The sequence below is a fragment of the Finegoldia sp. P3-F-LR genome (assembly GCF_052932165.1).
In genome coordinates, this window is record NZ_JBRFJE010000002.1 from 22,291 (window position 1) to 48,384 (window position 26,094).

The following is a 26,094-nucleotide window of genomic DNA, read 5'->3' on the forward strand; positions in this document are numbered from 1 at the left end:
ATTTTAAAATATTGTTTTTTATTAAAAATCGCTTTTAATTAGAATTTTTTAAATATAAAACTTTATACTTGGAAAGGGACTGCTCAATGAAAATTACGACAGATTATAAGAAACAATTATTGGATATGATGTTTGATATTTACATAAAATACCATAACAGTGAGAAAGATTCGATGGAAAGCCTAAGGCTGTATTCTCACAATAGATTGGAAAATTGTCAGAATAAAGATAAAAGAAATTTTTGTTCATCATGTTCAATTAGATGTTTCAGCAAAAACAGAAGAGAAGATATCAAGAGAGTTATGAAATATTCAGGGCCGAGGTTGATTTTTTACAGACCATTAGCACTTCTCAGACATACATTTAATCACTTTTGGAGGAATTTAAATGATAAATAAAAGACTTATTGCTATGATGAAAGATTCAACAAAATATGTTTTGTACACTGTTTTATTAAACTGGATTGGGCTTGTTTTTAATATTATTTTTGTAATAACGATTTCAGGCGTTATTCAAAATATTTATGAAAAAAAAGAAATTGGAGACTCATTTTACATTTCTTTGGTTATTATGATTTTGACAATAATTGTAAGGTATTTTACAAGTTATAATAGTCATATTCTATCGCAGAAAGCATCTGTTATAGTGAAAAAAGAGTTGAGACATAAATTATACGAAAAATTACTTAGCTTTGGTACATCATATAACAAATTCGTAAACACGTCAGAATTATTGCAACTTGCAGTCGATGGAATAGAACAACTTGAAATGTATTTCGGTGGATTTTTACCTCAGTTTGGATATAGCATTCTTGCACCAGTTACTCTATTTGCGGTACTTATGTTTTTTTCTCCAAAAGCAGCTTTGGTGATGATAATAGCAGTTCCTTTGATTCCATTATCCATAGTAGCAATTATGAAATTTGCAAAAAAACTTTTGGGAAAATACTGGGGAAATTACGCAAATTTAGGACAGACATTTCTCGACAATGTAGCTGGTCTTACTACATTGAAGATATATCAAAGAGATTACGACTACGAGAAAAAAATGGACAGGGAAGCTGAAGATTTCAGAAGGATAACGATGAAAGTTTTGAGTATGCAGTTAAATTCCATTACCGTGATGGATGTAATCGCATTTGGAGGAGCTGCGATTGGTTCTATCATATCAATAGTTCAACTTGTAAATGGTCAAATTTCACTAAAATCTGCGATTATTGTGATATTACTTGCAGCGGATTTCTTCATTCCACTAAGGCAACTCGGTTCGTTTTTTCACGTATCAATGAATGGTATGGCAGCGAGCGATAAAATATTTAAAATACTTGATTCTCATATTGAAGAAAGAGGAGATAGTGAATTTCCGAGAGAACTATCTTCTATTAAATTTGAAAATGTGGATTTTTCATACGACGGAATTAGAAACATAATAAACAATTTGTCTTTTTGTATAAGTTCCAATTCTATTACTTCTTTTGTTGGAGAATCTGGTTCGGGAAAATCAACTGTTGCATCTCTTCTTCTCGGTATAAACAAAAGAGTTTCCGGAAAGATAACGTATGAAAATACCGAGCTTTTCGACATTAAAGAATCTGATTTGATGAAAAATGTGACGATAGTTTCGGCTAACAGTTATATTTTCAAAGGCAGTTTAAGAGATAATCTTTCTATGGGAAATGTAGATGTATCAGATGATGATATGTATACTATACTGAAAAAAGTAAATCTCTATGATTTTTTCGAATCTGAAAATTCATTGGACACAAAAATTAACGAAGCGGGCTCAAATCTATCAGGTGGACAAAGACAGAGATTGGCAATTGCGAGAGCCATACTAAAAGATAGCAAAGTATATATTTTTGATGAGGCGACATCTAACATAGATTTGGAAAGCGAAGAAATAATAATGAATCTCATAAATGAAATTGCAAAAGACAAAATTGTTGTGTTGATTTCTCACAGACTTGCAAATGTTACTTCATCAGAAAAAATTTACGTTTTAAAAAACGGAAATATTATAGAGCAAGGTTGCCATAAGCAATTAATCTCGAATGATGGTTTGTATAAAAAGATGTTCACAGAGCAATATAAATTAGAAGATCTAGGAGAAATATAATATGAGAAGAAGTGGATTTAATATTATGATGAAATTGATAACTCTTGTAAAACCGCTAATAGGGTTTATGTTTCTGGCAATAATAGCAGGAGTTATTGGGAATTTGGCAGCAATTTTTATCCCTGCATATTCTTCTTATGTAATAGCGAATATTGTATCAAGAGCAGATCAAATTAATTTGAATATGAGCTTCATATTGTTGTTAGTGCTGGCGATTTCACGAGGATTTTTGAGATATGTAGAGCAGTTGTGCAACCACTTTATCGCGTTTAAGCTACTAGCTATAATAAGAAATAAAGTTTTTAGAGCGCTTAGGAGACTTGCACCAGCAAAGCTAGAAGGAAAAGAAAAGGGAAATCTTATTTCTCTTATTACAAGCGACATAGAACTTCTTGAAGTTTTTTATGCACACACTATATCGCCAATTTTTATCGCTTTTATCACAAGCGCTATAGTTGTTTCGATTTTATTCGCATACAGTGTTAAAGCTGCAATTTTTGCGATGATTTCATATTTAATTGTTGGGCTATTTCTACCTATTTTTTCTTCAAAAAGTGGCAAGAAGGAAGGGTTGGAATTGAGAAATGAATTTGCAGATTTAAATTCATATCTTTTGGATTCTTTGAGAGGAATGAAGGAAGTAATACAATACTCTTATGGAGAAAAAAGACTCGACTACATTGATGAAACCACTGTGAAACTCAATAGAAAACAAGAACGCATAAAAGTTTTTGAAGCACAAAATAGGGGTTTTACAACATCGATTGTTGCACTTCTTGGTCTTATTATGTTTGTAATTATGAAAAACGAAATGGTAGCTATCTTCGATATAAATAAATTAATTGTAGTCACAGTTCTTTTTATGTCCAGTTTTGGGCCGGTGATAGCTCTTTCAAGTTTGTCGGCAAATCTTAGAAGCACTTTTGCCAGTGGAGATAGAGTGCTAAACATACTTGAAGAAAAACCTCAAGTTCTCGAAGTTTACGACCAAAATAAAACGTATTTTAGTGATTTGAAAATTGAGGACATAACTTTTAGCTATAATGATGAGATTATTTTGAATGATTTCAACCTCAGTTTAGAAAATGGCGAAAAATTAGCGATTTTTGGAAAAAGCGGCTCTGGAAAATCGACTCTTTTGAAACTTATAATGAGGTTTTGGGATGTCGACAAAGGCGAGATTAAAATATCGGACAGAAACATCAAACAAGTCAACACAAAAGATTTGCGTGACATAGAAAATTATATGACCCAAGAGACGTATCTTTTTCAAGGTAGCATACTAGAAAATATTAAGATAGCAAAAAAAGATGCGAGCTTGAATGAGGTGATAGAGGCTTGCAAGAAAGCATCGATTCATGATTTTATTTGCTCGCTTAAAGATGGATATGAGACAAATGTCGGAGAACTCGGAGAAAAATTGTCCAGTGGTGAAAAGCAGAGAATTGGTCTAGCGAGGGTTTTTCTACACGATGCGCCATTATATATCTTAGATGAGCCAACTAGTAATTTAGATGCGTTGAATGAGGGCATTATTTTAAATGCGATTTTGAAAGAAGAAAACAAATCTATGTTAATAGTGTCCCACAGGAAATCTGCGTTGAATATCGCTGATAAGACTATTGAGATAAAGACAAAAAGAAATTCGTAAAGATTTGATTGAGTAGATGAAAATTTCTTACGAGCGATTTTATCATGAGTGATTTGAAAAAATGAACAGGAACGGATAATGAAAATTATAATTTCACCAGCGAAAACATTTAAGATTAGAAAATTAAAAAAAGAGAATATTGATTGTTTATTTGAAAATAAGAAAAATGCGCTAGTTTCAATAATGAAAGAAAAATCCATTGAAGAATTAAAATCAGTCTGGAAATGTTCTGACAAAATAGCTGAGGAAAGTTACAAGATTTATGAAAAATTTGATGTATCACCAAAAGGTTGTGCGATATTAAGTTTTGATGGAATACAATATCAATACATGGATGTTAACTCATTGGATGAAAATCAATTAGGATATCTGGAAGAACATCTCAGAATATTATCGGGACTTTACGGAATACTAAGACCATTAGATGAAATATCAAAATATAGATTGGATTTTGAAGACAAATTAATTAATCTGTATGAATTTTGGGAAGATGAAATAAGAAATCACTTTAAAGGTGAGGAAATAATCGATTTGGCATCAAAAGAGTATGGTCAGAATATTTACAAATACTTAGATAAAACACCTGTTAAGATTGATTTTAAAGAAGAAGTATTTGTAGAAGGAGATATTAAATTAAAGACAAAGGCAACTCCATCTAAAATTCTTAGAGGTAGAATGGTAAATTATATGGCAAGAAATAATGTTGAAGATATTGAACAATTGAAGAAGTTCTCTTGTGATGGATATAATTTTTCTGAAGATTACAGTGATACAAATAAACTTGTTTTTGTGAAATCAAAAGTGTTTGATTAATTAAAAAAGACTTTGTTTGTAACATGTGTTAAACAAAGTCTATTTTTTGATTTTTTTGATTTTTGTTTTGTATTTGTTTCTATAATCGTTAGGCGTAACTTTCACCACTCTACGAAATGCCTGATCGAAATAAGATTGGGAATTGAATCCACAGAGTTTTGCTATATCATTGATTGGCTTGTTTGATGTTTTTAATAGCAACATCGCAGATTCCATTCTTCTGTTTAGCAAAAATTGCATTGGAGTTTTACCATAATGATTTTTGAATTCGTGGATTAAATGTGACTTAGAGACCATAAATTTTTCTGAAATAGAATCTAGTGTGATTTCTTGGTTGAAATTTTCATAAATATAATCTTCGACATGTTTAGTAAATGAATCTTGTGCAGGATCATCCATTGTGAATTTCAAATCGCCACGTCTTTGAATTTCTGTAATCAAAATACTAATCAAACAAGAGCACACTCTTTGATATCTAAATCTCTTGTACTTGGCTTCTTCCAATATTTTGTTGATATAGTACAAAATTACCATATCACGGTCGTTGATGTGATTGTGTTTGATACTAAGCACTGCTTTATCTTTTTGTTCTGTATCGAAAGATACTTCAGAAATAGCTAGTGTATAGAACTCAAAACTTTCTGATTTAGAAATTTCTGTAATTCTGGAACCTTGATTTACTATTAATACATCAAAAGGAAGAATTTCTATCTTTTTGTCATTTACAATAAAAGTTCCATTTCCTTTAAGGCAATAGTACATTTGATAAAAAGGAAGTATTCCTCTTTTCACTTCTTCATTCATTTTAAGTTCTGTTTTAGAAATAAATAATAACTTGATGTACAAATCATCTCTAGGCTCAATCTTGTAAAATTCACTATTCATTTTCTTTTTCCAAGCAATCCTTGCATATTCCGTTAATCAAAATATTTGTAGAATTGATTTTGAATCCTTTCAAATCGGAACTTTCAACAGTATTTTCCATATTAAAATTGTAAATCTTGCCACATTTATCACATTTAAAATGTCCATGAGTTTCAGTCGTTATGTCGTATCTTAGCTCTGAGTTATCGATGTTAAGTTCAGATACAATACCAGCTTTCACGAAGACTTTAACTGTATTATAGATAGTTGTTCTAGATAATGTAGTCAATTTCGGAGCCAAATTTCTGTAAATATCATCTACAGTTGGATGAATATGATGATTTTCCAAATAATCTAAAATTACAATTCTTTGATATGTAGGTTTAATACCATTGTCTAGTAATTTTGTTCTTAAATAATTTCCATTGTTTTCCATAATAATTTCCTTTCAAATAACGCTTTTTATTATATCAGCTAGAAGATATACAAGTCAAACCACTTGAAATATATTTGACTTCAATGTAGAATATATAGGATAAAAAATCAAAGGAGTGTTTTATGAAAAGAATTATTGGAGTAGACGAAAAAGTATCTCCAAAGATGCTAATACCTCTAAGTATTCAACATACTTTCGCTATGTTTGGAGCGAGTGTATTGGTGCCTATAGTTTTGGGGATTAATCCTAGTATTGTTTTATTGATGAACGGTATAGGTACACTGTTATTTATTTTGATAACAAAAAGAAAAGCACCAGCGTATTTGGGGAGTAGTTTTGCCTTCTTAGGACCAGCAACTATAATAATTGGACAATCGGGATTTCGTTATGCACAGGGAGCTTTCGTTGCAATAGGACTTATTGGATGTATTTTAGCATACATAATTTATAAATTTGGAACGGATTGGATTGATGTTGTTTTGCCACCTGCAGCTATGGGAAGTGTTGTAAGTTTGATAGGATTTGAACTTGCACAAGCAACTGTTTCTGGTGGTAAGATCGGTGCAAATATCATGACGGATACAAGAACTACAAACGATCTTATAGTTTTCTTGGTCACATTGTCAGTAGCAATCTTAGGTTCTGTTTTATTCAAAAAATTCTTAGCTACAATACCGATATTAATCGCAATTATAACAGGTTATATTGTAAGTGTAGCATTAAAAATGGTCGATTTTACACCGGTAATGCAAGCATCATTATTTACGTTGCCTAAATTTCAACTTCCAATATTTGACCTAAAATCTATAATCACAATGTTGCCTGTAATTTTGGTAATAACAAGTGAACACATTTCACACCAAGTAGTTACAAGTAATATCATAGGAAGAGATTTATTAAAAGAACCTGGCCTTCATAGATCGATTTTTGCAGATAACTTTTCAACTGCAATATCTGGATTTATAGGCGGAGTTCCAACAACAACTTACGGTGAAAATATCGGCGTAATGGCAATTACTAAAGTTTATTCAGTTTATGTAATTGCGGGAGCTGCTTGTATATCAATTTTAATGGCATTTATTGGACCATTATCAGCACTTATTTCATCAATACCAGGAAATGTAATAGGTGGAGTAACATTCTTACTTTACGGCATGATAGGAACAAGTGGTATCAGATTATTAGTAGACCAAAAAGTAGATTACTCACAATCCAAAAACTTAATATTAACTTCTGTAATATTTGTAACTGGACTTTCAGGATTGAAAATAAACTTCTTGGGAGTATCATTATCAGGAATGGTTCTAGCATCAGTTGTTGCAGTAGTATTGAGCTTATTATTCTATGTATTTGATAGATTGGGAATAATGAACGATTAATAAGTATAATTAGTGGACTTTTATTAGTTCACTAATTTTTTTATTGAAAAATAGCATTCGTATCATTTTTTCGCAAGTTTATGTATAATTTTAGTATGAAGGTTTTAATTATAGAAGACGATAAAATAATTTTAAATTCACTTAAAAAATATTTAGAAAATTGGGAATACGAAGTGTCCACAAATTCTGGAATAGATATTATGGAGGATGTCAAGAATATAAAGCCAGATATAATATTGATGGATATTATTCTTCCTAGTTTTAACGGATATTTTTGGTGCGAAAAAATACGAAAAGCAACTGATATTCCAATAATTTTCATATCTTCAAAATCAGAGGATTTGGATATAATAATGGGAATGCAGATGGGAGCTGACGATTATATTACAAAGCCATTTAATTTTGATGTACTTATGGTAAAAATTAACGCCGTAATGAAAAGATATTACGGAAACAACATCATCAAAAGCGTTTTGGAGTTTAATGAAGTCATGCTTTTTGTGAATGAATTCAGATTAGAATTCAATGACAATGAAATTAACCTCACAAAAACAGAAATGCTAATTTTAAAATCGCTATTTGAAGCTAAAGGTGAAATAGTAACTAGGGAAAAATTGATGGATAAATGTTGGCAAAATGATTTTTTCATAGATGATAATACTTTAGCTGTGAATATCAATAGAATAAGAAAAAAATTAAACAAACTTGGCTTGGACGATTTCTTGTTGACTAAGAAATATTCAGGCTACTATTTAAATGATGGAAGAAATTAAAATGGATAAATTAGTGTGCTTTTTGAAGAAAAATCTCAATTCTATTTTGTTTTTTGTGTCAATAAATGCTATTTATTTTATGGTTGTTTATTTGAACAATGTAGACCTAAAAGTGTTTTTACAAGGTTTTGAAATCTGTTTAATAGTATTTTTAATTTATTTGGTGATTAAATACTTAGATTTTCAAAAAGAATTATCAAATGATGAGAAAATTGAAGAATTAGAAACACAAATTGAAAATATGAGAAATGACTACATTTCATGGCAAAAAGATATCCAAGAATATTTCTCTATGTGGGTACATCAGATTAAAACTCCAATAACTTGCTTGGAAATTCTGACAGAAGGTAATACAGAAATGAAAATGCAACTTAAATCAATCGACAATTACACGAATATGGCTATAAATTATTTGAAGCTAAATTTGCACGAAAAAGACATGGATATAAGCGTTGTCGATGTGGATAATTTGCTGAATATTTTAGTCAAAAAATACTCACTTTTGTTCATCAACTCACATATTAGTTTGGATTTTAGAAAAAATGGCTTAAAATGCATCACTGATAGCAAATGGCTTAGTGTTTTATTGGAGCAAATCCTCTCTAATGCAATTAAATATTCTGAAAATTCACAGATTATCTTAGATTCATTCAAAAAAGATAATGCTGTCGTGATTTTAATAGAAGATCACGGAATAGGAATTCCAGAAGAAGATATCAATAGAATTTTTGATAAAGGATATTCTGGATTTAATGGAAGATTAAAACAAAAATCAAGTGGTTTGGGATTGTATTTGGCAAAATCTATAGCAGATAAACTGGAAATAACTTTGAAAGTCGACTCTGTCGTAGGTCAAGGTAGTAAATTTTATATAATTGTGAATAACTAATCTTACAAATTTGTAAGATTGAATGATTTTTGTTAGTTTAGATAAATGCTACTTTTTCTAAATTCATTTAACATATAGTTATGGAGGGTGTTATGAATATTTTAGAATTAAACAACGTAAGAAAAGTATACAAAACGAAAAATGTTGAAACAGTAGCATTAAAAGATGTGAATTTTTCTGTAGAAAAGAATGAATTTATAGCAATAATGGGGGAATCAGGTTCAGGTAAAACAACTTTACTGAATGTAATATCAACATTAGACAAGCAAACTAATGGCAAAGTTGTGTTAAATGGCAAAGATATTTCCACATTAAAAGAATCGGAAGTTGCAAAGTTCAGAAGGGAAAAGCTTGGATTTGTATTTCAAGATTTTAATTTATTGGATATTTTCTCAAACAAAGACAATATATTTTTGCCAATGGTACTTTCAGATTATAAGCCAAAAGAAATGGAGCAAAGATTGTCTGAAATCCAAGGTTTGTTAGGAATTGAATCTTTTGTCAACAAATATCCTTATGAGGTTAGTGGTGGACAAAAACAAAGAATTGCTATTGCAAGAGCTTTGATTACAAAACCAGATTTGATATTGGCTGATGAGCCAACAGGTGCATTGGATTCAAAATCATCAGATATGATACTTGATTTATTCACAAAAATTAATAAATTAGGACAAACTATATTGATGGTAACTCATTCTGTGAAGGCAGCTTCGTTTTCTAACAGGGTAATATTCATAAAAGATGGTGTTGTGTTCCATGAGATTTACAAGGGAAATAGCGACAACAATGAATTTATGCAAAGAATTAATGAGTCATTATCTGTGATAAATAATAGAGGTGTAGATAATGAATTCTAAATTATCTACAAAATTTGCTCTCAAAAACTTAAAAGCAAACAAGATTGTAAATATTCCATATATCTTGTCAACAAGTATTATGGTGGCGATTTTGTTCATTATGATATCTTTATTAGATAACAAATACGTTATGCAAAAAGACGAATTTGGAACGATAATAGTATTCGGATCGATTATAATATCGATATTTACATTTGCGATTATTATGTATGCGAATAGGTTTTTGATAAAAAGAAGATTTCAAGAATTTGGATTGTATCGTGTTTTTGGATTGGAGAACAAACACATCAATAGAATTTTGCTAAAAGAAAAGTCGATATTTTTTGTGATTATTTCAATCCTAACAATAGTTTTTGGGATTACATTAGGAAAAGTATTGTTCTTGGCAGTTGGAAAATTGATGCAAGAAAATTTCAGCATAATGCAGTTTGGAATCTCAACCAAAGCAGTTATATTATCACTGGCATTTAATCTTGTAATTAGCGTGTTAACATTTATCTTCGATATATTGAATATAAAATCTGCTACAACTAGGGATTTATTTGCAAAAGGACAAAAATCGGAATCTGAACCAAAAGTCAAAGTAGTATTTTTCATTCTAGCAATAATTCTAACAGCAATTGGTTACTACATTGCGTTGACAATCGAAGGAAGCTTGGAAAGCTTGTTGATGTTTTTCGTGGCAAGTCTACTTGTATTGTTTGGAACATACTGTGGCTTTGTTGCAATAACAATTTTTGTACTAAAATTGATGAAGAAAAACAAGAATTTCTTCTATAAATCGAAAAATTTTATTACAGTTTCTGGAATGCTTTACAGAATGAAATCAAATGCTGTCGGATTAGCTAGTATTGCAATTTTGTGCACAGGAGTTGTAGTATCGTTGTCGACTACAATGGCGATCTACAACAGTGCAGAAAAAGTTGTCGATTCAACTGTAAACAGAGATTACAAATTGACTGGAACGATTACACCAGATAAGAATTTTTCTAAAAATATCGAAAAAGAAAAAACAAGATTAAAAAGTTTAGTCACAGAAAAAACAAATCCTAAAAATGATTATTATCAAGTTAGTACAATGATGTTTGCAAACCTTGATGGCAATAAATTTTCTAAAATGGGAAGGAATAATACCAAGTCTGTCTATATTATGATTCAAACTTTGGATTCATTTAACAATAAGTTTTCAAAAAATTATTCATTGAACGATGGAGAAATTTTATTGAATTCAAATTATATGAAATATATAACATCAGATAAGATAACATTGGGAAGTGCTGATTATAAATTCAAAAAAATTGATGAGCTTGAAGGAAGAAATATCGCAGTGGATATGTTCTACGTCGTAGTGAAAACTGATGAGGATTTGGTAAGATTTTGCAATGATTTCAAGATGCCAATGGAAAATGATGCAGGATACAAACCTCTAGAAGTAGATGTAACTTACTTTTTGGATTCGGACAAAAAACTAGATGGAAAAGAATTTATATCTAAAGACAGTTCTCTTCAATTTGTATCTAGGCAAGAAACAAAAACAGGAGTGTACAGTTTGTTTGGAGCGTTCTTGTACATTGGTTTCATCATAAGTTTTGTTTTATTAATTGGAACTTCTATAATTGCGTATTACAAGCATTTGTCAGAAGGAATTGAAGATAGAAAAAACATTCAAACTATGAAAAAAGTCGGACTCTCAAATAAAATGATTAAAAAGACATCATCGCAACAAATTTATTGGATGTTCTTCTTACCGCTTTTTGTGGCAGTGATTCATTCTGCAGTTGCATCAAAAATGTTGTATCAATTGTGCGGAATTTTTGGAATAAGAAATATATCTGAATTTGCCATTCCATTTGCGATATCAGTAGCTATAATAATTGTAGTGTATTTCGTAATATTTAAAATAACAAGTAACGTCTACTATAATTTGGTAAGCGAAGAAGAATAAACTGAGGGAAACTCCAGTTTTTTTCGTTGTGTGTTTTAAAAAATAATGGTTTCGTGATAAAATAGGAATATCAATTAAGAGGGGTTTTAAAATGAAAGTAGTTAGAACTGAAGATGCGGTAGGTCACATTTTACCGCACGATATGACTAGAATTGTAAAGGACGTGGTTAAGGAAAGAGCTTTTAAAAAAGGTCACGTTATTACAGAAGAAGATATTCCTGTTTTGTTGAGCATGGGCAAGGAACACATTTACGTTATGGAATTAGAAGATGATGATTTACACGAAAATGATTGTGCAATTATTTTGAAAGATATTTGTATTAATGAACACATGCATTCATCTGATATAAAAGAAGGTAAGATTGAAATAATTTCAGATGTGGATGGATTTTTGAAAGTCGACAGGGATAGATTATTTAGGTTGAATTCAATTGATGACATTTCTATTGCAACTGTTCTTGGCAATCAACCAGTAAGAAAAGGACAAAAAATTGCTGGAATGAGAATTATTCCGCTTTTCACAAAAGAAAAAATTATGGATGAAGCGAAGAAAATAATGAATGGTGTTCCTATTTTGGAAATCATTCCATTTGATAAGACAAAAAAATGTTCAATCATTACAACTGGATCTGAAGTGTACAAAGGTCTAATCAAAGATCAATTTGGACCTGTGTTAAAACAAAAAATGAAGGATTACAATTGTGAAGTAATAAATCATGTAATTGTCGATGATAATAGCGAAAATATTACACGAGAAATCAATAAGGCACTAGAAAACAAATCAGATATTATTTTGGTTTCTGGTGGAATGAGCGTCGATCCAGATGATATGACACCAAAAGCTATAAAAGATTCCAAGGCAGAAGTGATAACTTACGGTTCACCTGTACTTCCAGGGGCGATGTTTATGCTAGCTTACAAAAACAATACTGTAATTATGGGACTTCCAGGTTGTGTAATGTTCAACAAATCTACAGTTTTTGATATAATCTTGCCTTATATTTTTGCAAATATTAAAGTTACAAAAGATATGATAAATAGTTTGGGTTATGGTGGATTTTGTATGCAATGTGCTGAGTGTCACTTCCCAAATTGTGAGTTTGGTAAAGGATTATGATTGGAAAAGTAATAAACGAGAAAAAAATATATTTATCAGCAGCAATAATTGTAGCTTCGTTGATTTTTGGGATTTTCATTAGAAAACAATCGGGTCTTTCATTTGAACCTAAAATAATGAATTTTGCACAAAATCTTACAGATAATTTTACTTTTTATATTTTCAAATCATTCACAATACTTGGAAATTTCAGCACGTATTTTTTGATATTAGCTATTAGCTTATATTATTCAAAACGTATTGGCAAGAATTCATTTTTTTCAATAACATTAATGTCTTGTTTAATTGGCCTTGTAGCTATGAATGTGTACAAATATAGTTTTGTGAGAGTAAGACCGTTAGATTTTTTTAAAATAGAACAAGGTGGTTACAGTTATGTTAGCGGTCATAGTTTGGTAAGTACAAGCTTTTATTTTACTTTGAGTTATTTGTTATGCAGTTTGAAAAATTACAAATTCATTTATTTAAGAATAATTCCATTTGTAATTGCTTTTAGTAGGTTGGTTGTGGGAGTGCATTGGCCAACTGATGTGTTTTTTGGAATGTTAGTGGGATATGTGTGTTATCTAGCTACGATTTTTGTGGCAGAAAAATATATAATAAAATCAAATAAAAATCTTGATGAACTATAAATTTATTTTTATAGTTCATTTTTTATTGGAAGTTTTCTACTATACATTTGAACTTGGTTGGTATAAAATTTAATATGAAGTATTAAAGGAAGGATTAAAAATGAATAAATACGATTGGTTTGTAATAATAAGTAGCATTGTTCTGTTATCGATTACTTTTTTTCTTGGATTTGTTGTATTAAAAGACAATGAAACAAATTTGGATAGAAGATTAAAGGAACATTTTACTAAAATGGGACACAATTCCCTTATTGCGATGATGGCAAAAATTACAAAGTTTGGAAATGTTGAAACACTTATGATTATAAGCATTCCAATAGTTTTTTTCACTGTAAGTCAGCATAACTATGTATCAGCATCAGCTATAATTATGAGCGTTATGCTAAGTGTTATAGCGGTTCACACTTTAAAATTTATATTTAGAAGAAAAAGGCCAAAAGTCACAACCGGTATCAATTATATGGGATATTCTTTTCCAAGTGGACATTCATGTGTTAGTATGAGCTTTTATTTGACGATTGCTTATGTGCTAAGTTATGGATATAAATTTTTCTTCGTGACGATGTTGATTGCCATTGTGTTTGCGTTTATGATTGCCATTTCCAGAATTATTTTGGGAGTACATTGGTTTACGGATGTCGTAATAGGTAGTTTTATTGGGCTAATATGTGCATATTGGTCTATATATATGTTCAGAATGAATTATTATTTTACATTTATTTTTGGTTAGGAGTGAAATTATGAGTACAATTGAAAAATTAAGAAAAGACAAAATGTTAGCTATGAAGAACAAGGATAAAGTTAAATCGGGAGTTATTTCTTTGATTATGAGCAACATTTTATTGGAACAAAAGGAAAAGAAAAGAGATTTGACAGACGAAGAACAGTTAGCTTTTGTTAAAAAAGAATTGAAACAAACAATGGATACATTGGAACAAACTCCACAAGATAGAGTTGAAGCGATTGAAGAAACAAAACAAAAAATAGAAATTATTAAATCATATCTTCCAGAACAGTTATCTGAAGATAAATTAAAAGAAATCATAGAAAAATTCATGGAAGAAAACTCACTTGAAAAATCAAATAAGTCGAGAGGACAAATAATGAAATACGTCATGGGAGAATACGGAAAATTCACTGACGGTAAGACTGTTAATAAAGTAGTTGAAGAGATTATAGGTGCGTAGTGGATAAGAATACTGTATTAAATTATTTTAAAGATTTCTCTAAAATAAATAGATGCTCAAAGCATGAAGAAAAAATCTCGGATTATTTGGAAAACTTTGCTAATAATAACAATTTAGAGTGCAAAAGGGATAAGTTCAACAATATCTACATTAAAAGAGAATCAGACAAAAGTTTTGAAGACAAACCAGGAATAATTCTACAAGTACACATGGATATGGTTTGTGTTTCTGATGAAGATTATGATTTTAACGATGGAATCAAAATCATGGAAAAAGATGGCTTCATGTTTGCTGACAAGACAAGCCTTGGGGCAGACAATGGAATTGGACTTGCTATAGCCATGGCTACTTTGACATCCAATTACAAACTTCCTCAAATAGAGGCTGTGGTGACTACAAGTGAAGAAGTCGATATGAGTGGTGCGATGAATTTCGATTTTAATTTGTCTGGAAAATATTTCATTAACATAGATTCAGAAGATGAAAATGAATTGATTGTAGGTAGCAGTGGTGGGGAAAATGTCAATGTTGAAATAAACAAAAACTACGGTTCAGAAAGCTTGTCAAATTTTTACAAAATTTCTGTAAAAGGACTTAAAGGCGGACACTCTGGAATGGAAATTGATAAGAACCACAAAAATGCAATCAAGGTTGTGTTTGAATTCTTGGAATCATTAGATGATTATTATATCTGTGATTTCAAAGCTGGATCAAAGGACAATGCTATTCCTACAAATGCAGAAATAATCGTATCTACAGATGAATCCATTGACTCACTTAACAAAAAATCAGAAGAATTTATATCTAAGGTTGATTTGGAAGATTTTGATAAGGATTTGAGGCTTTTAATTGAAGATGTAAGTCCCCAAAAATGCTTAGATAAAAATACAACAGAAAATTTATCTAATTTAATTGGAGAATTGAACTCTGGTGTGATTTCTTACATTGAAGGACTTGATGAAACAGTCGAAACATCTTGTAACTTGGCGATTGTAAATTCTTTGGACGATAAATTCGAAATCATATTATCTACGCGATCTTCAAATCATGACAAATTAGTAGCGCTACGAGAAGATATAGTTTCAAAAGCGAACAAACACAATGCAACTGCCTTCGATTACAATTATTATCCTACTTGGGAATTCAATGAAAAATCAGAGTTGATGGAAGTTGCAAAGAAGGCTTTCTCAAAAGTAAACGACAAAGAAGTAGATGTTAAAGTAATCCACGCTGGACTTGAATGTGGAGTGTTTGCAGAAAAATATAAAAAAATTGACTGCATTTCAATTGGACCTACAATGTACGATGTACACACAACAAAAGAAAGATTAGATATTGAATCTTTAGAGAGATTTATTAAATTCTACAATGAAATTTTGAATATGTTGACTAATTAGTTATGCTGTATTATAATAGTATTACAGAGATACAATTAGGAGGTCGTATGAAAAATAATAAAAAGTTTGCAATTATTTTAGCCATAATTGCTTTAGCCTGTGTTGGAGGATTGGTCTTTAAATTAGTTAAAGCTAATAAGAAAAACGAAACCAAGTATAGCTTGTATACGGTATCTGCAGGAAGTGATTTGGTGTTCAGTGCAATATCAAAAACTGGCGATGCACAACAAGTTTACAACAATCAAGCTTATGGTGAGGTTGAAAAAGTTCATGTAAAAACTGGTCAATCTGTTAAAAAAGGAGATTCACTGATTACTTTTGTGAACAAGGAAGTTGAAAAACAAATTGATCAAATGGAAATGCAAATAGAGCAAGCCAAAAGCCAAGCAAATTATGCATTAGAAGATAGAAATAGCGCATACAAATCCTACAATAAATTGGTAGAAAAATACAACGAAACTTTTTCTCCAGAACTAGAAATGCAAATTGATCAAATGGAACCTACACTCAATCAATCAAATAGAGCTTACAAACAAGCACTTGATCAAGTAGAGTTGCAAAAGAAACAGCTTAATGATTTAAAAGAAAGTTCAAAAAAATCAATCAAGGCTACAATTGCTGGGACTTGCAAAATTAATGACAAAAATATCGATAATCCAATGAGTCAAGGAACATTGATTGAAGTAACTAGCGATGAAAATATTATTGAAGGAAATATTTCTGAATACGACTATAATAAATTAAAAGAAAATGATGAGGTTGAAGTAATTCCTATTAATGGGGATGAAAAAACAAAAGGAACTGTAGTAGAGATTTCCAATACTCCAAAAAATCAAGCTGGATCATTTGAAGCTAATCAAATGCAAAACATGACAGAACAATCTGGAAGTAATTCTTCAAATTTTGTATTTAAAATAAAAACACAAAAACCTATACACATTGGATTTAATGTTCAAGTTAGGAAAAAATCAGACAAGATTGAACTTGCAAAAGACATGGTAAAAGAAGAAGATTCTAAATACTATGTGTTTGAATACAAGGATTCAAAAGCTGTGAAAAAAGAAGTTCAACTAGAAAAAAATACTAATTCTTATACTGTGATTTCTGGGTTGAAATCTGGTGACAAAATTATTTCTAAAGTAAAAGATTTGAAAGATAATCAAGAAATAAAGGTTGAAGATTAGTCATGATAGATTTAATTAAAATCAATAAGTTTTACAATTCCGGTGAAAACAAGCTTCATGTTCTAAAAGATGTTAGCTTGAACATTAATAGCGGTGATTTTGTCGCAATAATGGGTGAGTCAGGTTCTGGAAAGTCTACGTTGATAAATATCCTTGGCTTTTTGGATAAAAAATTTTCAGGAATATATAAGTTTGAAAATGTTGAGATAGGCAAATTTACAGATAATAAATTGTCCGATCTTCGCAACAAATCCGTGGGATTTATCTTCCAACAATTTCAACTTATTCAAAATTACACCATAGCTGAAAATGTAGAACTACCTTTATTGTATCAAGGTAAATCCTATAAATACGCAAGAGAAAAAGCATTGGAAGCTTTGGATTTGGTAGGAATTAAAAATCAAGCAGACAAAAGACCGAAACAGCTTTCAGGTGGACAACAACAAAGAGCAGCTATAGCACGTGCCATTGTTCACAATCCGAAATTTATTATAGCAGATGAGCCAACAGGTGCGCTTGATTCAGAAACCAGCAAGGAAATAATGGCGCTTTTTAATGAATTGAATCAAAAACTCAAAATCACGATAATAATGGTTACTCACGATAAAAATATTACACATAATTGCAACCGAAAATATTTTATGTTAGATGGTGTTTTAAAGGAGAGGGATAGTTATGAAGTTTAATATTTTATTAAATACTGCCTTCAAAGATATCATCAAAAACAAAAAGCGATCTTTACTGACTATGCTTGGAATTATTATAGGGATTGCAGCAGTAATAACTATTATCGCAATTGGTAGAGGTTTCCAAGATTACGTTGTTGATAGTTTAATGGGTGGAGAAGGAAAGGAACTTAGCGTTGCGTTTTATTTCCAGCCTGAAAATCCAACAAATTCAGTGGGAAGCAATACATCCGTCTTCACAGAGAAAAATATTCGAGATATTTCACAGATTACAGATGTTCTAAAAGTTGAATCTGATCCAGAAAAATTTCAAAATGATATGGTAAATGTTTCTATGCAAAAAAATGACGGGAAAATTGAAAGTGCATTTGCCAAACCTGTCGAAGAAACTGAAAGTAAAATAGTAAAGGGAAGAGCTATTACTAAACTGGATGGAGATACAAACCAGAAAGTCGCCGTTATAACTCAAAAATTAGCTGATGAAATATTTGAAGATGAAGATCCGCTCGACAAAACAGTTATTGTGAAAAATGATTATTATGTTATCGTTGGAATAAAAGAAAATAATGCTGCAACAAATTTGTTTAGTTTTGGAAATGATGTAGATATACCAAAAGGAACATTGGAATCTCGTAAACCTAAAAATAATAATTCAATATCTATGATTAATGTTATTCTGAAAAATGGTACAAAAGTTCAAGACAAAGCAAAAGAAATCCAAGAATATCTTGAAAAAAATGGTCCAATGAAAGCTGCGGGATCATATAACTTCGTTGATATTGCGCAACAAATTGAAGGTATTAGTAATGTGTTAGGTTCGGTCACTATATTTATATCTTTAATAGCTGCTATTTCTCTTCTAATTGCAGGAATTGGGATGATGAATATGATGTACATTTCAGTAGCTGAAAGAATCAAAGAAATAGGAATTAGAAGAGCAATTGGAGCAAAGAAAAAAGAAATTTTGTATCAATTTATGTTAGAAGGGATTATTGTAACTGTTATTGGTGGATTAATTGGATACATTATTGGAATGATAGCTGCATTTATTGCATCGAAATTCTTGCCATTTCCAATCAAACTAGAACTGATGCCGGTTTTGATATCTTTAGGAATATCTTTGGGCATAGGAATTGTGTTCACTTATTCTCCGGCAAATACAGCGGCAAACAAAAATGTAATAGATATTATTTAAGATTAGAAAATGAGTTTATTAATCAATAAGCTCATTTTTTATTTGATTTTTAACATAAAATCCTATATATTTTTAGTGGGTGATTAAATGATATTAATGATAGATAATTACGATTCATTCACATATAACATTGTTTCTTATTTGAGAATTTTGAAAGAAGAAGTTATTGTGAAAAAGAATGATGAGATAAATTTGGAAGAAATCAAACAATTAAATCCGGAAATTATTGTGATTTCTCCAGGGCCTAAAACTCCAAAAGAATCCAAAATTTCCCTTGAGATATTTGAAAAATTAAAAGGGGAATATCCAATTCTTGGAATTTGTTTGGGCCATCAAGCATTGGCTTACTCAATGGGGCTTGACATTATAAAAGGGCCACGTCCAATGCATGGGAAAATGACAGAGATTAAACATGACTGCAAAGGAATATTTACTGATATTCCAAATCCTGTAAAGGTTATGCGTTATCATTCATTAATCGTTGATGATAGCAAATTTGAAAATGGAATGTATGAGGATATGGTTATAACATCAAAGACTTCTGATGGAATAATTATGGGATTTAGAGATTCTAAAAACAAAATTGAAACTGTTCAATTTCATCCTGAAAGCGTGGGAACTGATTTTGGATTGAAAATGATTGAGAACTTCTTAAAGGAGGTAAGAAATGATTCATTCTAAAAAAATCAAATCAGATGTAACCGTTCTAGATATTTTATATAACATTAAAGACAAGAGTTTACCTTTTTTATTAGATAGTGCAAAGGGAAGTTACAATCAAGGTAACAAATCATATATCGGTTTTGATCCGGAAATTGTTTTAAAATCAAAGGATAACAACGTTGAAATCAGTGGTTTTGTGAACAAAAAAGTATGTGATAATCCGCTTAATCAACTCAAAATATTGATGGATGATTATTTTGAAGAAGATGATAATCAATTTATTGGTGGAGCGGTTGGACTTTTATCTTATGATTTTACAAGTTCTAATTGTAATGTAGTTTTAAATTCTGAAAAAAATACCGAAGTATACGATGCTTATTTTGGAATTTACTTCAAAATAATAGAGTTTGACAATAATACACAAGAATACACGATTTATTACTTGGATGATACAGATATTAGAGATGTTGAAGCTGCATTTGTAAAACCAGATTATGTAGATAAGGAATATAAAACATCTGAACTTATAAAAACCGTAACAAAAGAAGAATATGCGAAAAGCTTTGATGACATAAAAACTATGATTGAAAATGGTGATGTGTACGAAGTTAACTTAACGCAACAATTCATTGTAGATACAACTAAAGATAAGTTCGATATTTACAAGAAACTTCGCGAAGTTAACAAGGCAGACTTTATGGTTTATATGGACTTTGGGGAATACTGCGTTTTATCTTCATCTCCAGAGAGGTTTTTTGATTGTCAAAATGGATTTGTTCAAGCTCGACCTATTAAGGGAACCATTCGAAGATCTGATGATAAAGATGAAGATGAAAAATTGAAAAAAGAATTACTAAATAGTGACAAAGATATTTCAGAATTATTGATGATAGTGGACTTGATGAGAAATGATTTGGGAATGAGTTGTGATGCTGAAACTATAAAAGCTATTAGCAATTATTCGTTGGAAACTTATGAAAATGTTCATCATTTAGTAGCTACAATTGTTGGTAAATTGAGAGAAGATGAAGATGTGTTTAGCTTAATCAAAAATATTTTTCCAGGAGGATCAATCACGGGCGCTCCAAAACTTGCATCAATTGAAGCTATTGATAAGGTTGAAAAATACATCAGAAATATTTACACAGGATCTATTGGCTACATTTCATTTAATCAAAATTGCGATTTCAATATTTTAATCAGAACGATTTTAAAAATAAAAGATCGCTGTTATTTTTCAGGTGGTGGTGCTATAACTTGGGATTCTGAAATGAATAGCGAATATGATGAAACAATTCAAAAATCAAAAAAAGTGTATGAGGCTTTGATATGAACGATGGAATAAAATACGGTAAAGGACTTTTTGAAACGATAAAAGTTAAAGATTCTAAGCCAATTTATTTGGAAAATCATATTGAAAGACTTGAAAATTCAATGAATTTTCTGGGAATAAATACGGATGAATTAAGAGACAACATCTACGAAAAAATACAAAATATTGATTTGAATGTAGATTGTTTGAGGATAATGGTGTTGGATAATAATGGCGATTATGATTTATACATTAACACTAGAAACACAGATTATTCCGATTTAAAGTACACACAAGGATTGAAATTAAAAGTTCTCAATCAGTTAAGGGACAAAAACAATCCTCTTGTTTATCACAAAACCAATAATTACTTACTGAATGATTATTTGCACAAAGAGTTATTGAAAGAAGGGTTTGATGAGGGGGTTTTTCTAAATCAAGACGGAAATGTAACAGAAGGAACGTACACAAATTTGTTTTTTATTCAGGAAAACACAATCATCACACCACCTGTAACCGATGGCATGTTGCCAGGAATTTTTCGCAAAAAACTTATAGAATTTTTGGAGACAAATGGTTATAATATACTTGAAAAGTCAATTAAGCTAAACAATTTGCAAGATATGGATTGTTGTTTTGTAACGAATTCTTTAATGGAAATGAGATTTGTTAAACAAATTGGTGAGATAATGTTTTCAAAAAACAATCTGTTTTGCGAAATATCGGAAAAACTTATGAAAGAAAAGTAATTTACAATTTTAAAATGACGTATTTTTGAAATCGGAGGAGTTTATGGATCAAGACTACAAAACCTATATGAAGTTGGAAAATCAACTTTGTTTTCCACTTTATGCTGCTTCTAGAATGATAACAAGTACTTACACACAATTTTTGAAACCTTTAGGGTTGACCTACACTCAGTACATTGTGTTATTAGTTCTCTGGGAAAAAGATGGAATTACTGTAGGAAAGTTGTGTGAAAAGTTATATTTAGATAACGGTACTATCACGCCTGTTATCAAAAAGATGCAATCACAAGGTTATCTTGAAAGAGTACGTAGCTCAAAAGACGATCGAATTGTAATAATTTATCTAACAGACGAAGGGAAAAAATTACAAGAAAAAGTAAAAGAAGTTCCAAAATTAATGAATGGTTGCTTGGAATTACCTGATGAGAAAAAAGCTCAATTATATGATTTACTACAAGATTTTTTGAATAATAACAAGACAAAATAAAGACTAAAAAACGATCCAATATTGATATTGACATTAATATTAGATCGTTTTTCTTAATTTATTCTAGATAATAATAATTTTACGATTTCGCTGTTATCATCTAGTTTTATAGCTGGTATAGTTCCAACTTCTTCATTAGTTGTGCCATCTTCATTAAGACCTTGTCCTAGTGGATACTCCACGATTAAACCTGTGTTAGGAAGTGACTTGTAAGTGTGAACTATATTCAGACCATTTCCAGAAGTTGTTTCTCCGACAGTAGTTGCAAACTTAGTTCTGTTGGCTATTTGACACACGAAATCAGCACTGTTTCTGGTATTTTTGTTTTGCAATATATACACATCGCATTTTTGGTCTTCTGATTTTTTTATTGCTAGTTTAAAATTAGTAATGTATTTTATACTTTTTTGATTATCGTTTATTTTGATGTTCGCCACATTTTCTGTAGTTTTAAAGCTGACACCATTTCTATCTAGAATGTTTTTTGAGATAATAGGTTGAGTTTTATTTGCGACATTGAACTCAACATTTATGTCTGATTTTAGTAGAGGTTTGATTATCACGTTAATAGCGTAATCTAAATTATCGGAATCATTATCTCTCAAATCTATTATGATTTTATTTTTCTTTTTATTAGTTTTCAAAATATTGCTGAAAATTTGTGCGTCTTGTTGAATGTTTACAGAATCAAAGTCTGATACTTTTACATATAATGCATCTTTGTAATTGTCGATAGAATACGCTCTGAAAGTTTTTTCAGGAATTTCTTCAGTCAAATTAGAATATCTCTTCATTGATAAATTATTTAATATTTGATTGTGATTATCTTGTTGTAGAATTTCATTAAAAGTGTGTTTATCTGCTATTTTAACATTTGATTCGTAGAGCTTTTTCAAAATATCATTGTACAAATCAACTACTTCTTGTGTCGACATTTTGTCTTTCTTCTTGCCTGATTCCAATTTTATTTTAGATTTTAAATTGGGTTTTAAAGATAAAAAATCAGTGTCTTTGTATTTTTTTGTTTGTGGTAAATTCATATATGAACTTTCAATTTGATTACATAACTCATCAAAATCTCTGAGTATGTATTTTTTGGGAATCATTTGACTGTACTCAGCTGGTCTAGAATTTATGTATTTGTAACCGAAAAAGCCAAAGATAAGTAATAAAACCAATAAAAATATTTTATTCGCAATTTTATTTCTTTTTCTTTGTTTATTCGCTCTATTATGTGATGTTTTCATTTCTCACCTCTTTTTAATCAGTATAATATAAAAAAAAGAAAGGGTCAATTGAATAAAATAGTAGAAATTGGGTATATAAATATAGAAAGAGAAAAAGAGGTTAGTTATGAATAATGTTTTACTGATAAATAGAATAATTCCGACAATTGATGACGATAGAATTTGCAACATTACTTTTGTAATTGCAGACATGCATTTACAAGAAGTTCACGACAAAATAATTAAGGTTATTGACTCATCAGAATATATGGATTTAAATAACACCGAAATAAATTACAATGGATTTACTACCAAACAAAAGGCAAAATTGATTCCTGAAATCATGAAGCTATTGGTAGAAAATAATCTTAAAGTTTACGGTGTTTATGATTTGTATTCTTAAATTTTAAGTAAAATGATTAACTAACAGTCACATAAATTAAATTATAAGGAGTATGATAAAATGAACAGAGAAGAATTATTAAAAAAAATTGACGAACAATTAGTTTTTGAATTACAATCAGGCTATGAATACAAACAAATGGCTTCTGAATTCAATGATATGGATTGGGATGGATTTGAACACTTTATGGAAATGCAAGCCCATGAAGAATATGAACATGCTGAATACTTCAGAAAATGGTTACAAGAAGTTGGATATAAGATTGAATATAAAACAATTGAAGCTCCAAAAGCTGACTACGATAAAAATGTATTAAGCATTTTCAAAGCTGCTTTAGAACACGAAAAAGAGGTTACAAGAAGAATCAGAGAATTATTTGATGCAGCTCATGAAATCAAATTCTATGAAGTATACACTCTTCTACAAAAATTCATTGACGAACAAATCGAAGAAGAAGCTACTTTTGATAATATCATAGCAAAACTTGAAAGAACTGAAAACAGTAATGCTGGTCTTGCAATATTAGACAAAGAATTAGGACAAAGACAATAATTTAGATTAATCAAAGCGACTTTTTGAAGTCGCTTTTTTAGTGCAAATAAATTAAAGTTTTGTTATAATAAGTGTTATATTTCTTAAATATTTAATGGAGGTGAATATGAAAATAATTAATTCTGATTTGGAAAAAATCGCTTTTTTGAAAGAACAATATCCTGATGAATCTCTACCAGAAATTGCTTTTTGTGGAAGAAGTAACGTTGGTAAATCATCTTTTATTAATTCTATTTTGGATAGGAAAAACTTAGCAAGAACTTCCTCTAAACCTGGAAAAACGCGTACAGTTAATTTTTACAATGCAAATAATGAGTTTAGATTAGTAGATTTACCAGGATATGGGTATGCGCAAACATCAAAATCTGAAAAGAAAAAATGGGCGCAAGTTATAGAAACTTATTTAAATAATAGAAGAAATTTGTACGAAGTATTTTTAATTGTGGATATTAGACACAAACCAACCGTTCAAGACAAAGAAATGTATAATTGGATTATTCAAAGTGGATTTTGTGGGTTTGTAATAGCTACAAAATTAGACAAAATCGGAAAAACAATGATTAAAAAGAATTTGAATATAATAAAAAAAGAACTCAACATAGATGATGATAACCTCATCTACGAATACAGTTCAACTTCCAAGACAAATAAAAAAGCTGTTATGGAACAGCTTGAAATGATTCTAAAATATGGTAGTGGTATTGAAGAATAAAAGTAAGTAAACCCCAAGTGATTGGGGTTTTGTTTTTAAATATTTTGTGTGTGACAATAATTTTATGTCATGTATGAATTATTATTGCCAATCATATAATTTTGTTGGATTATTCAACAACAGAGAAGTCGTCTTTTCCAGCGCCACAAATTGGGCAAACCCAATCTTCAGCTAAATCTTCAAAAGCTGTTTGTGGTTGAACACCTGCGTCTGGATCTCCTTCAGCTGGATCATAAATATATCCACATACGTCACATACATATTTTTTCATGTTTAATTTCCCCCTTTAAGATAATTACCTGTTATCAGGTACAAATTATATATACCCACTGTAAAAATTTCTAATCATTTTTCGGTTTTTTATTTATAAATTAAATATTTAATGATAAGTTGTTAAATTTATTGAACATATGGGTATATAAATATTGGGTGATAATATGTATATGTTTAAGAGGCAATTTGTCAGCGATAGGACAATTGCTACTAAAAATATTCATACTATGCTCAGACTATTAAGAAAAGTTGTACCAGATGAAGAACTACTTTATGATATACGATTAATAACTAATGAATTGATCTTTAATGGACTAGAACATGGTAACCAGTTTGATATAAATAAGAAAATAACTTTTAAAATAAAATTGAATGATGATTCGATAAAAATATGTGTACAGGACGAAGGTACAGGGATTGATTATTGTTCGAACAGTTATTTTAACAATGATATTTATGTCAGAGGTAGAGGATTATTTATAGTAAGTAAATTAGCTGACGAATTAAAAATTAAAGAAAATTGTGTTGAAGCAAAGCTATTAGTAAGACCTAATTAATTAGTGATCTAATAGCTTGTTTTATTGCAAAAAATTACTA

The 26,094-nt window shown here is 30.0% G+C and carries 29 protein-coding genes; 25 read left to right on the plus strand and 4 right to left on the minus strand.

The features are described 5' to 3' along the window. The first annotated feature begins 86 nt into the window (after nucleotides 1-86). The 4 genes from ACU68U_RS01170 (at nucleotide 87) to yaaA (ending at nucleotide 4,579) form a co-directional block, all read left to right on the plus strand. Nucleotides 87-398 (plus strand): nitrous oxide-stimulated promoter family protein, encoded by a 312-nt coding sequence (locus ACU68U_RS01170; RefSeq protein WP_002836808.1) that lies wholly within the window; start codon nucleotides 87-89, stop codon nucleotides 396-398. Beyond that, nucleotides 388-2,115, plus strand: a complete 1,728-nt coding sequence (locus tag ACU68U_RS01175) for an ABC transporter ATP-binding protein/permease (RefSeq protein ID WP_446762557.1) — start codon at nucleotides 388-390, stop codon at nucleotides 2,113-2,115. The genes ACU68U_RS01170 and ACU68U_RS01175 overlap by 11 nt, the downstream gene beginning before the upstream one ends. Before the next feature lies 1 nt (nucleotide 2,116). Continuing rightward, a complete protein-coding gene (gene cydC, locus ACU68U_RS01180) occupies nucleotides 2,117-3,766 on the plus strand; it encodes a thiol reductant ABC exporter subunit CydC (protein ID WP_002836806.1) in 1,650 nt (549 codons plus the stop codon). Between the two features lie 78 nt (nucleotides 3,767-3,844). Next, nucleotides 3,845-4,579 carry a peroxide stress protein YaaA gene (yaaA, locus tag ACU68U_RS01185; protein ID WP_446762558.1) on the plus strand — a complete coding sequence of 245 codons (735 nt, stop codon included), beginning with the start codon at nucleotides 3,845-3,847 and terminating at the stop codon, nucleotides 4,577-4,579. A 39-nt stretch (nucleotides 4,580-4,618) separates the two neighbouring features. On the opposite strand, the gene ACU68U_RS01190 is transcribed toward yaaA, so the two are convergent. Together ACU68U_RS01190 and ACU68U_RS01195 are read right to left on the minus strand one after the other, a co-directional pair. After that, nucleotides 4,619-5,464 carry an AraC family transcriptional regulator gene (locus ACU68U_RS01190; RefSeq protein WP_094207332.1) on the minus strand — a complete coding sequence of 282 codons (846 nt, stop codon included), beginning with the start codon at nucleotides 5,462-5,464 and terminating at the stop codon, nucleotides 4,619-4,621. Then, nucleotides 5,457-5,879 (minus strand): Fur family transcriptional regulator, encoded by a 423-nt coding sequence (locus ACU68U_RS01195; protein ID WP_094224884.1) that lies wholly within the window; start codon nucleotides 5,877-5,879, stop codon nucleotides 5,457-5,459. Before ACU68U_RS01195 ends, ACU68U_RS01190 begins: the two co-directional genes overlap by 8 nt. A 122-nt stretch (nucleotides 5,880-6,001) precedes the next feature. Between ACU68U_RS01195 and uraA the strand changes: the two genes are divergently transcribed. The 17 genes from uraA (at nucleotide 6,002) to ACU68U_RS01280 (ending at nucleotide 22,331) form a co-directional block, all read left to right on the plus strand. Next, nucleotides 6,002-7,258: a uracil permease gene (gene uraA, locus ACU68U_RS01200; RefSeq protein WP_094208828.1), complete on the plus strand. Its 1,257-nt coding sequence runs from the start codon at nucleotides 6,002-6,004 to the stop codon at nucleotides 7,256-7,258. Nucleotides 7,259-7,353: 95 nt separating this feature from the next. Then, the gene (locus ACU68U_RS01205) at nucleotides 7,354-8,031 is read left to right on the plus strand and encodes a response regulator transcription factor (protein WP_446762559.1); all 678 of its coding nucleotides are present in this window, start codon (nucleotides 7,354-7,356) and stop codon (nucleotides 8,029-8,031) included. Nucleotide 8,032: 1 nt separating this feature from the next. Beyond that, entirely contained in the window at nucleotides 8,033-8,920 is an 888-nt protein-coding gene (locus ACU68U_RS01210) for a sensor histidine kinase (protein ID WP_242430481.1), read from the plus strand. Nucleotides 8,921-9,012: 92 nt separating this feature from the next. Continuing rightward, nucleotides 9,013-9,777 carry an ABC transporter ATP-binding protein gene (locus tag ACU68U_RS01215; RefSeq protein ID WP_446762560.1) on the plus strand — a complete coding sequence of 255 codons (765 nt, stop codon included), beginning with the start codon at nucleotides 9,013-9,015 and terminating at the stop codon, nucleotides 9,775-9,777. Continuing rightward, nucleotides 9,767-11,722, plus strand: coding sequence for an FtsX-like permease family protein (locus ACU68U_RS01220; protein WP_446762561.1), 1,956 nt, complete (start codon nucleotides 9,767-9,769; stop codon nucleotides 11,720-11,722). The genes ACU68U_RS01215 and ACU68U_RS01220 overlap by 11 nt, the downstream gene beginning before the upstream one ends. A 91-nt stretch (nucleotides 11,723-11,813) precedes the next feature. Next, nucleotides 11,814-12,839: a molybdopterin-binding protein gene (locus ACU68U_RS01225; RefSeq protein ID WP_446762562.1), complete on the plus strand. Its 1,026-nt coding sequence runs from the start codon at nucleotides 11,814-11,816 to the stop codon at nucleotides 12,837-12,839. After that, nucleotides 12,836-13,471 carry a phosphatase PAP2 family protein gene (locus ACU68U_RS01230; protein WP_227905088.1) on the plus strand — a complete coding sequence of 212 codons (636 nt, stop codon included), beginning with the start codon at nucleotides 12,836-12,838 and terminating at the stop codon, nucleotides 13,469-13,471. Before ACU68U_RS01225 ends, ACU68U_RS01230 begins: the two co-directional genes overlap by 4 nt. A 100-nt stretch (nucleotides 13,472-13,571) precedes the next feature. Further along, a complete protein-coding gene (locus tag ACU68U_RS01235; protein WP_094224876.1) occupies nucleotides 13,572-14,201 on the plus strand; it encodes a phosphatase PAP2 family protein in 630 nt (209 codons plus the stop codon). 10 nt (nucleotides 14,202-14,211) lie between these two features. Beyond that, entirely contained in the window at nucleotides 14,212-14,658 is a 447-nt protein-coding gene (locus ACU68U_RS01240; RefSeq protein WP_094205937.1) for a GatB/YqeY domain-containing protein, read from the plus strand. After that, on the plus strand, nucleotides 14,658-16,055 hold the full coding sequence (gene pepD, locus ACU68U_RS01245; protein WP_446762563.1) for a beta-Ala-His dipeptidase: 1,398 nt from the start codon (nucleotides 14,658-14,660) through the stop codon (nucleotides 16,053-16,055). The genes ACU68U_RS01240 and pepD overlap by 1 nt, the downstream gene beginning before the upstream one ends. A gap of 47 nt (nucleotides 16,056-16,102) precedes the next feature. Next, the gene (locus ACU68U_RS01250) at nucleotides 16,103-17,239 is read left to right on the plus strand and encodes an efflux RND transporter periplasmic adaptor subunit (protein ID WP_446762564.1); all 1,137 of its coding nucleotides are present in this window, start codon (nucleotides 16,103-16,105) and stop codon (nucleotides 17,237-17,239) included. Between the two features lie 2 nt (nucleotides 17,240-17,241). Then, complete coding sequence (locus ACU68U_RS01255; protein ID WP_154272805.1) at nucleotides 17,242-17,925, plus strand: ABC transporter ATP-binding protein; 684 nt, start codon at nucleotides 17,242-17,244, stop codon at nucleotides 17,923-17,925. Beyond that, nucleotides 17,915-19,120 (plus strand): ABC transporter permease, encoded by a 1,206-nt coding sequence (locus ACU68U_RS01260; RefSeq protein ID WP_154271799.1) that lies wholly within the window; start codon nucleotides 17,915-17,917, stop codon nucleotides 19,118-19,120. Before ACU68U_RS01255 ends, ACU68U_RS01260 begins: the two co-directional genes overlap by 11 nt. A gap of 87 nt (nucleotides 19,121-19,207) precedes the next feature. Next, entirely contained in the window at nucleotides 19,208-19,801 is a 594-nt protein-coding gene (locus ACU68U_RS01265) for an anthranilate synthase component II (RefSeq protein WP_446762565.1), read from the plus strand. After that, nucleotides 19,788-21,116, plus strand: coding sequence for an anthranilate synthase component I family protein (locus ACU68U_RS01270; protein WP_446762566.1), 1,329 nt, complete (start codon nucleotides 19,788-19,790; stop codon nucleotides 21,114-21,116). The genes ACU68U_RS01265 and ACU68U_RS01270 overlap by 14 nt, the downstream gene beginning before the upstream one ends. Next, nucleotides 21,113-21,844: an aminotransferase class IV gene (locus ACU68U_RS01275; protein WP_446762567.1), complete on the plus strand. Its 732-nt coding sequence runs from the start codon at nucleotides 21,113-21,115 to the stop codon at nucleotides 21,842-21,844. Before ACU68U_RS01270 ends, ACU68U_RS01275 begins: the two co-directional genes overlap by 4 nt. A 43-nt stretch (nucleotides 21,845-21,887) precedes the next feature. Next, the gene (locus ACU68U_RS01280; RefSeq protein ID WP_094207316.1) at nucleotides 21,888-22,331 is read left to right on the plus strand and encodes a MarR family winged helix-turn-helix transcriptional regulator; all 444 of its coding nucleotides are present in this window, start codon (nucleotides 21,888-21,890) and stop codon (nucleotides 22,329-22,331) included. A 53-nt stretch (nucleotides 22,332-22,384) separates the two neighbouring features. Here ACU68U_RS01280 and ACU68U_RS01285 read toward each other — a convergent pair whose 3' ends face one another. Continuing rightward, nucleotides 22,385-23,578 carry a S41 family peptidase gene (locus ACU68U_RS01285; protein WP_446762568.1) on the minus strand — a complete coding sequence of 398 codons (1,194 nt, stop codon included), beginning with the start codon at nucleotides 23,576-23,578 and terminating at the stop codon, nucleotides 22,385-22,387. 106 nt (nucleotides 23,579-23,684) lie between these two features. Here ACU68U_RS01285 and ACU68U_RS01290 point away from each other — a divergent pair, with 106 nt between their 5' ends. The 3 genes from ACU68U_RS01290 (at nucleotide 23,685) to yihA (ending at nucleotide 25,224) form a co-directional block, all read left to right on the plus strand. Then, on the plus strand, nucleotides 23,685-23,960 hold the full coding sequence (locus ACU68U_RS01290) for a hypothetical protein (RefSeq protein ID WP_094203845.1): 276 nt from the start codon (nucleotides 23,685-23,687) through the stop codon (nucleotides 23,958-23,960). Between the two features lie 60 nt (nucleotides 23,961-24,020). After that, on the plus strand, nucleotides 24,021-24,512 hold the full coding sequence (locus ACU68U_RS01295; protein ID WP_094224869.1) for a ferritin: 492 nt from the start codon (nucleotides 24,021-24,023) through the stop codon (nucleotides 24,510-24,512). Between the two features lie 106 nt (nucleotides 24,513-24,618). After that, entirely contained in the window at nucleotides 24,619-25,224 is a 606-nt protein-coding gene (yihA, locus tag ACU68U_RS01300; protein WP_094205921.1) for a ribosome biogenesis GTP-binding protein YihA/YsxC, read from the plus strand. A gap of 109 nt (nucleotides 25,225-25,333) precedes the next feature. Here the strand turns inward: yihA and rd are convergent, their stop codons facing one another. Next, nucleotides 25,334-25,495: a rubredoxin gene (rd, locus tag ACU68U_RS01305; protein WP_002836766.1), complete on the minus strand. Its 162-nt coding sequence runs from the start codon at nucleotides 25,493-25,495 to the stop codon at nucleotides 25,334-25,336. A 172-nt stretch (nucleotides 25,496-25,667) separates the two neighbouring features. On the opposite strand from rd, the gene ACU68U_RS01310 reads away from it, so the two are divergent. Continuing rightward, entirely contained in the window at nucleotides 25,668-26,054 is a 387-nt protein-coding gene (locus ACU68U_RS01310) for an ATP-binding protein (protein ID WP_225559831.1), read from the plus strand. Nucleotides 26,055-26,094 lie beyond the last annotated feature (40 nt).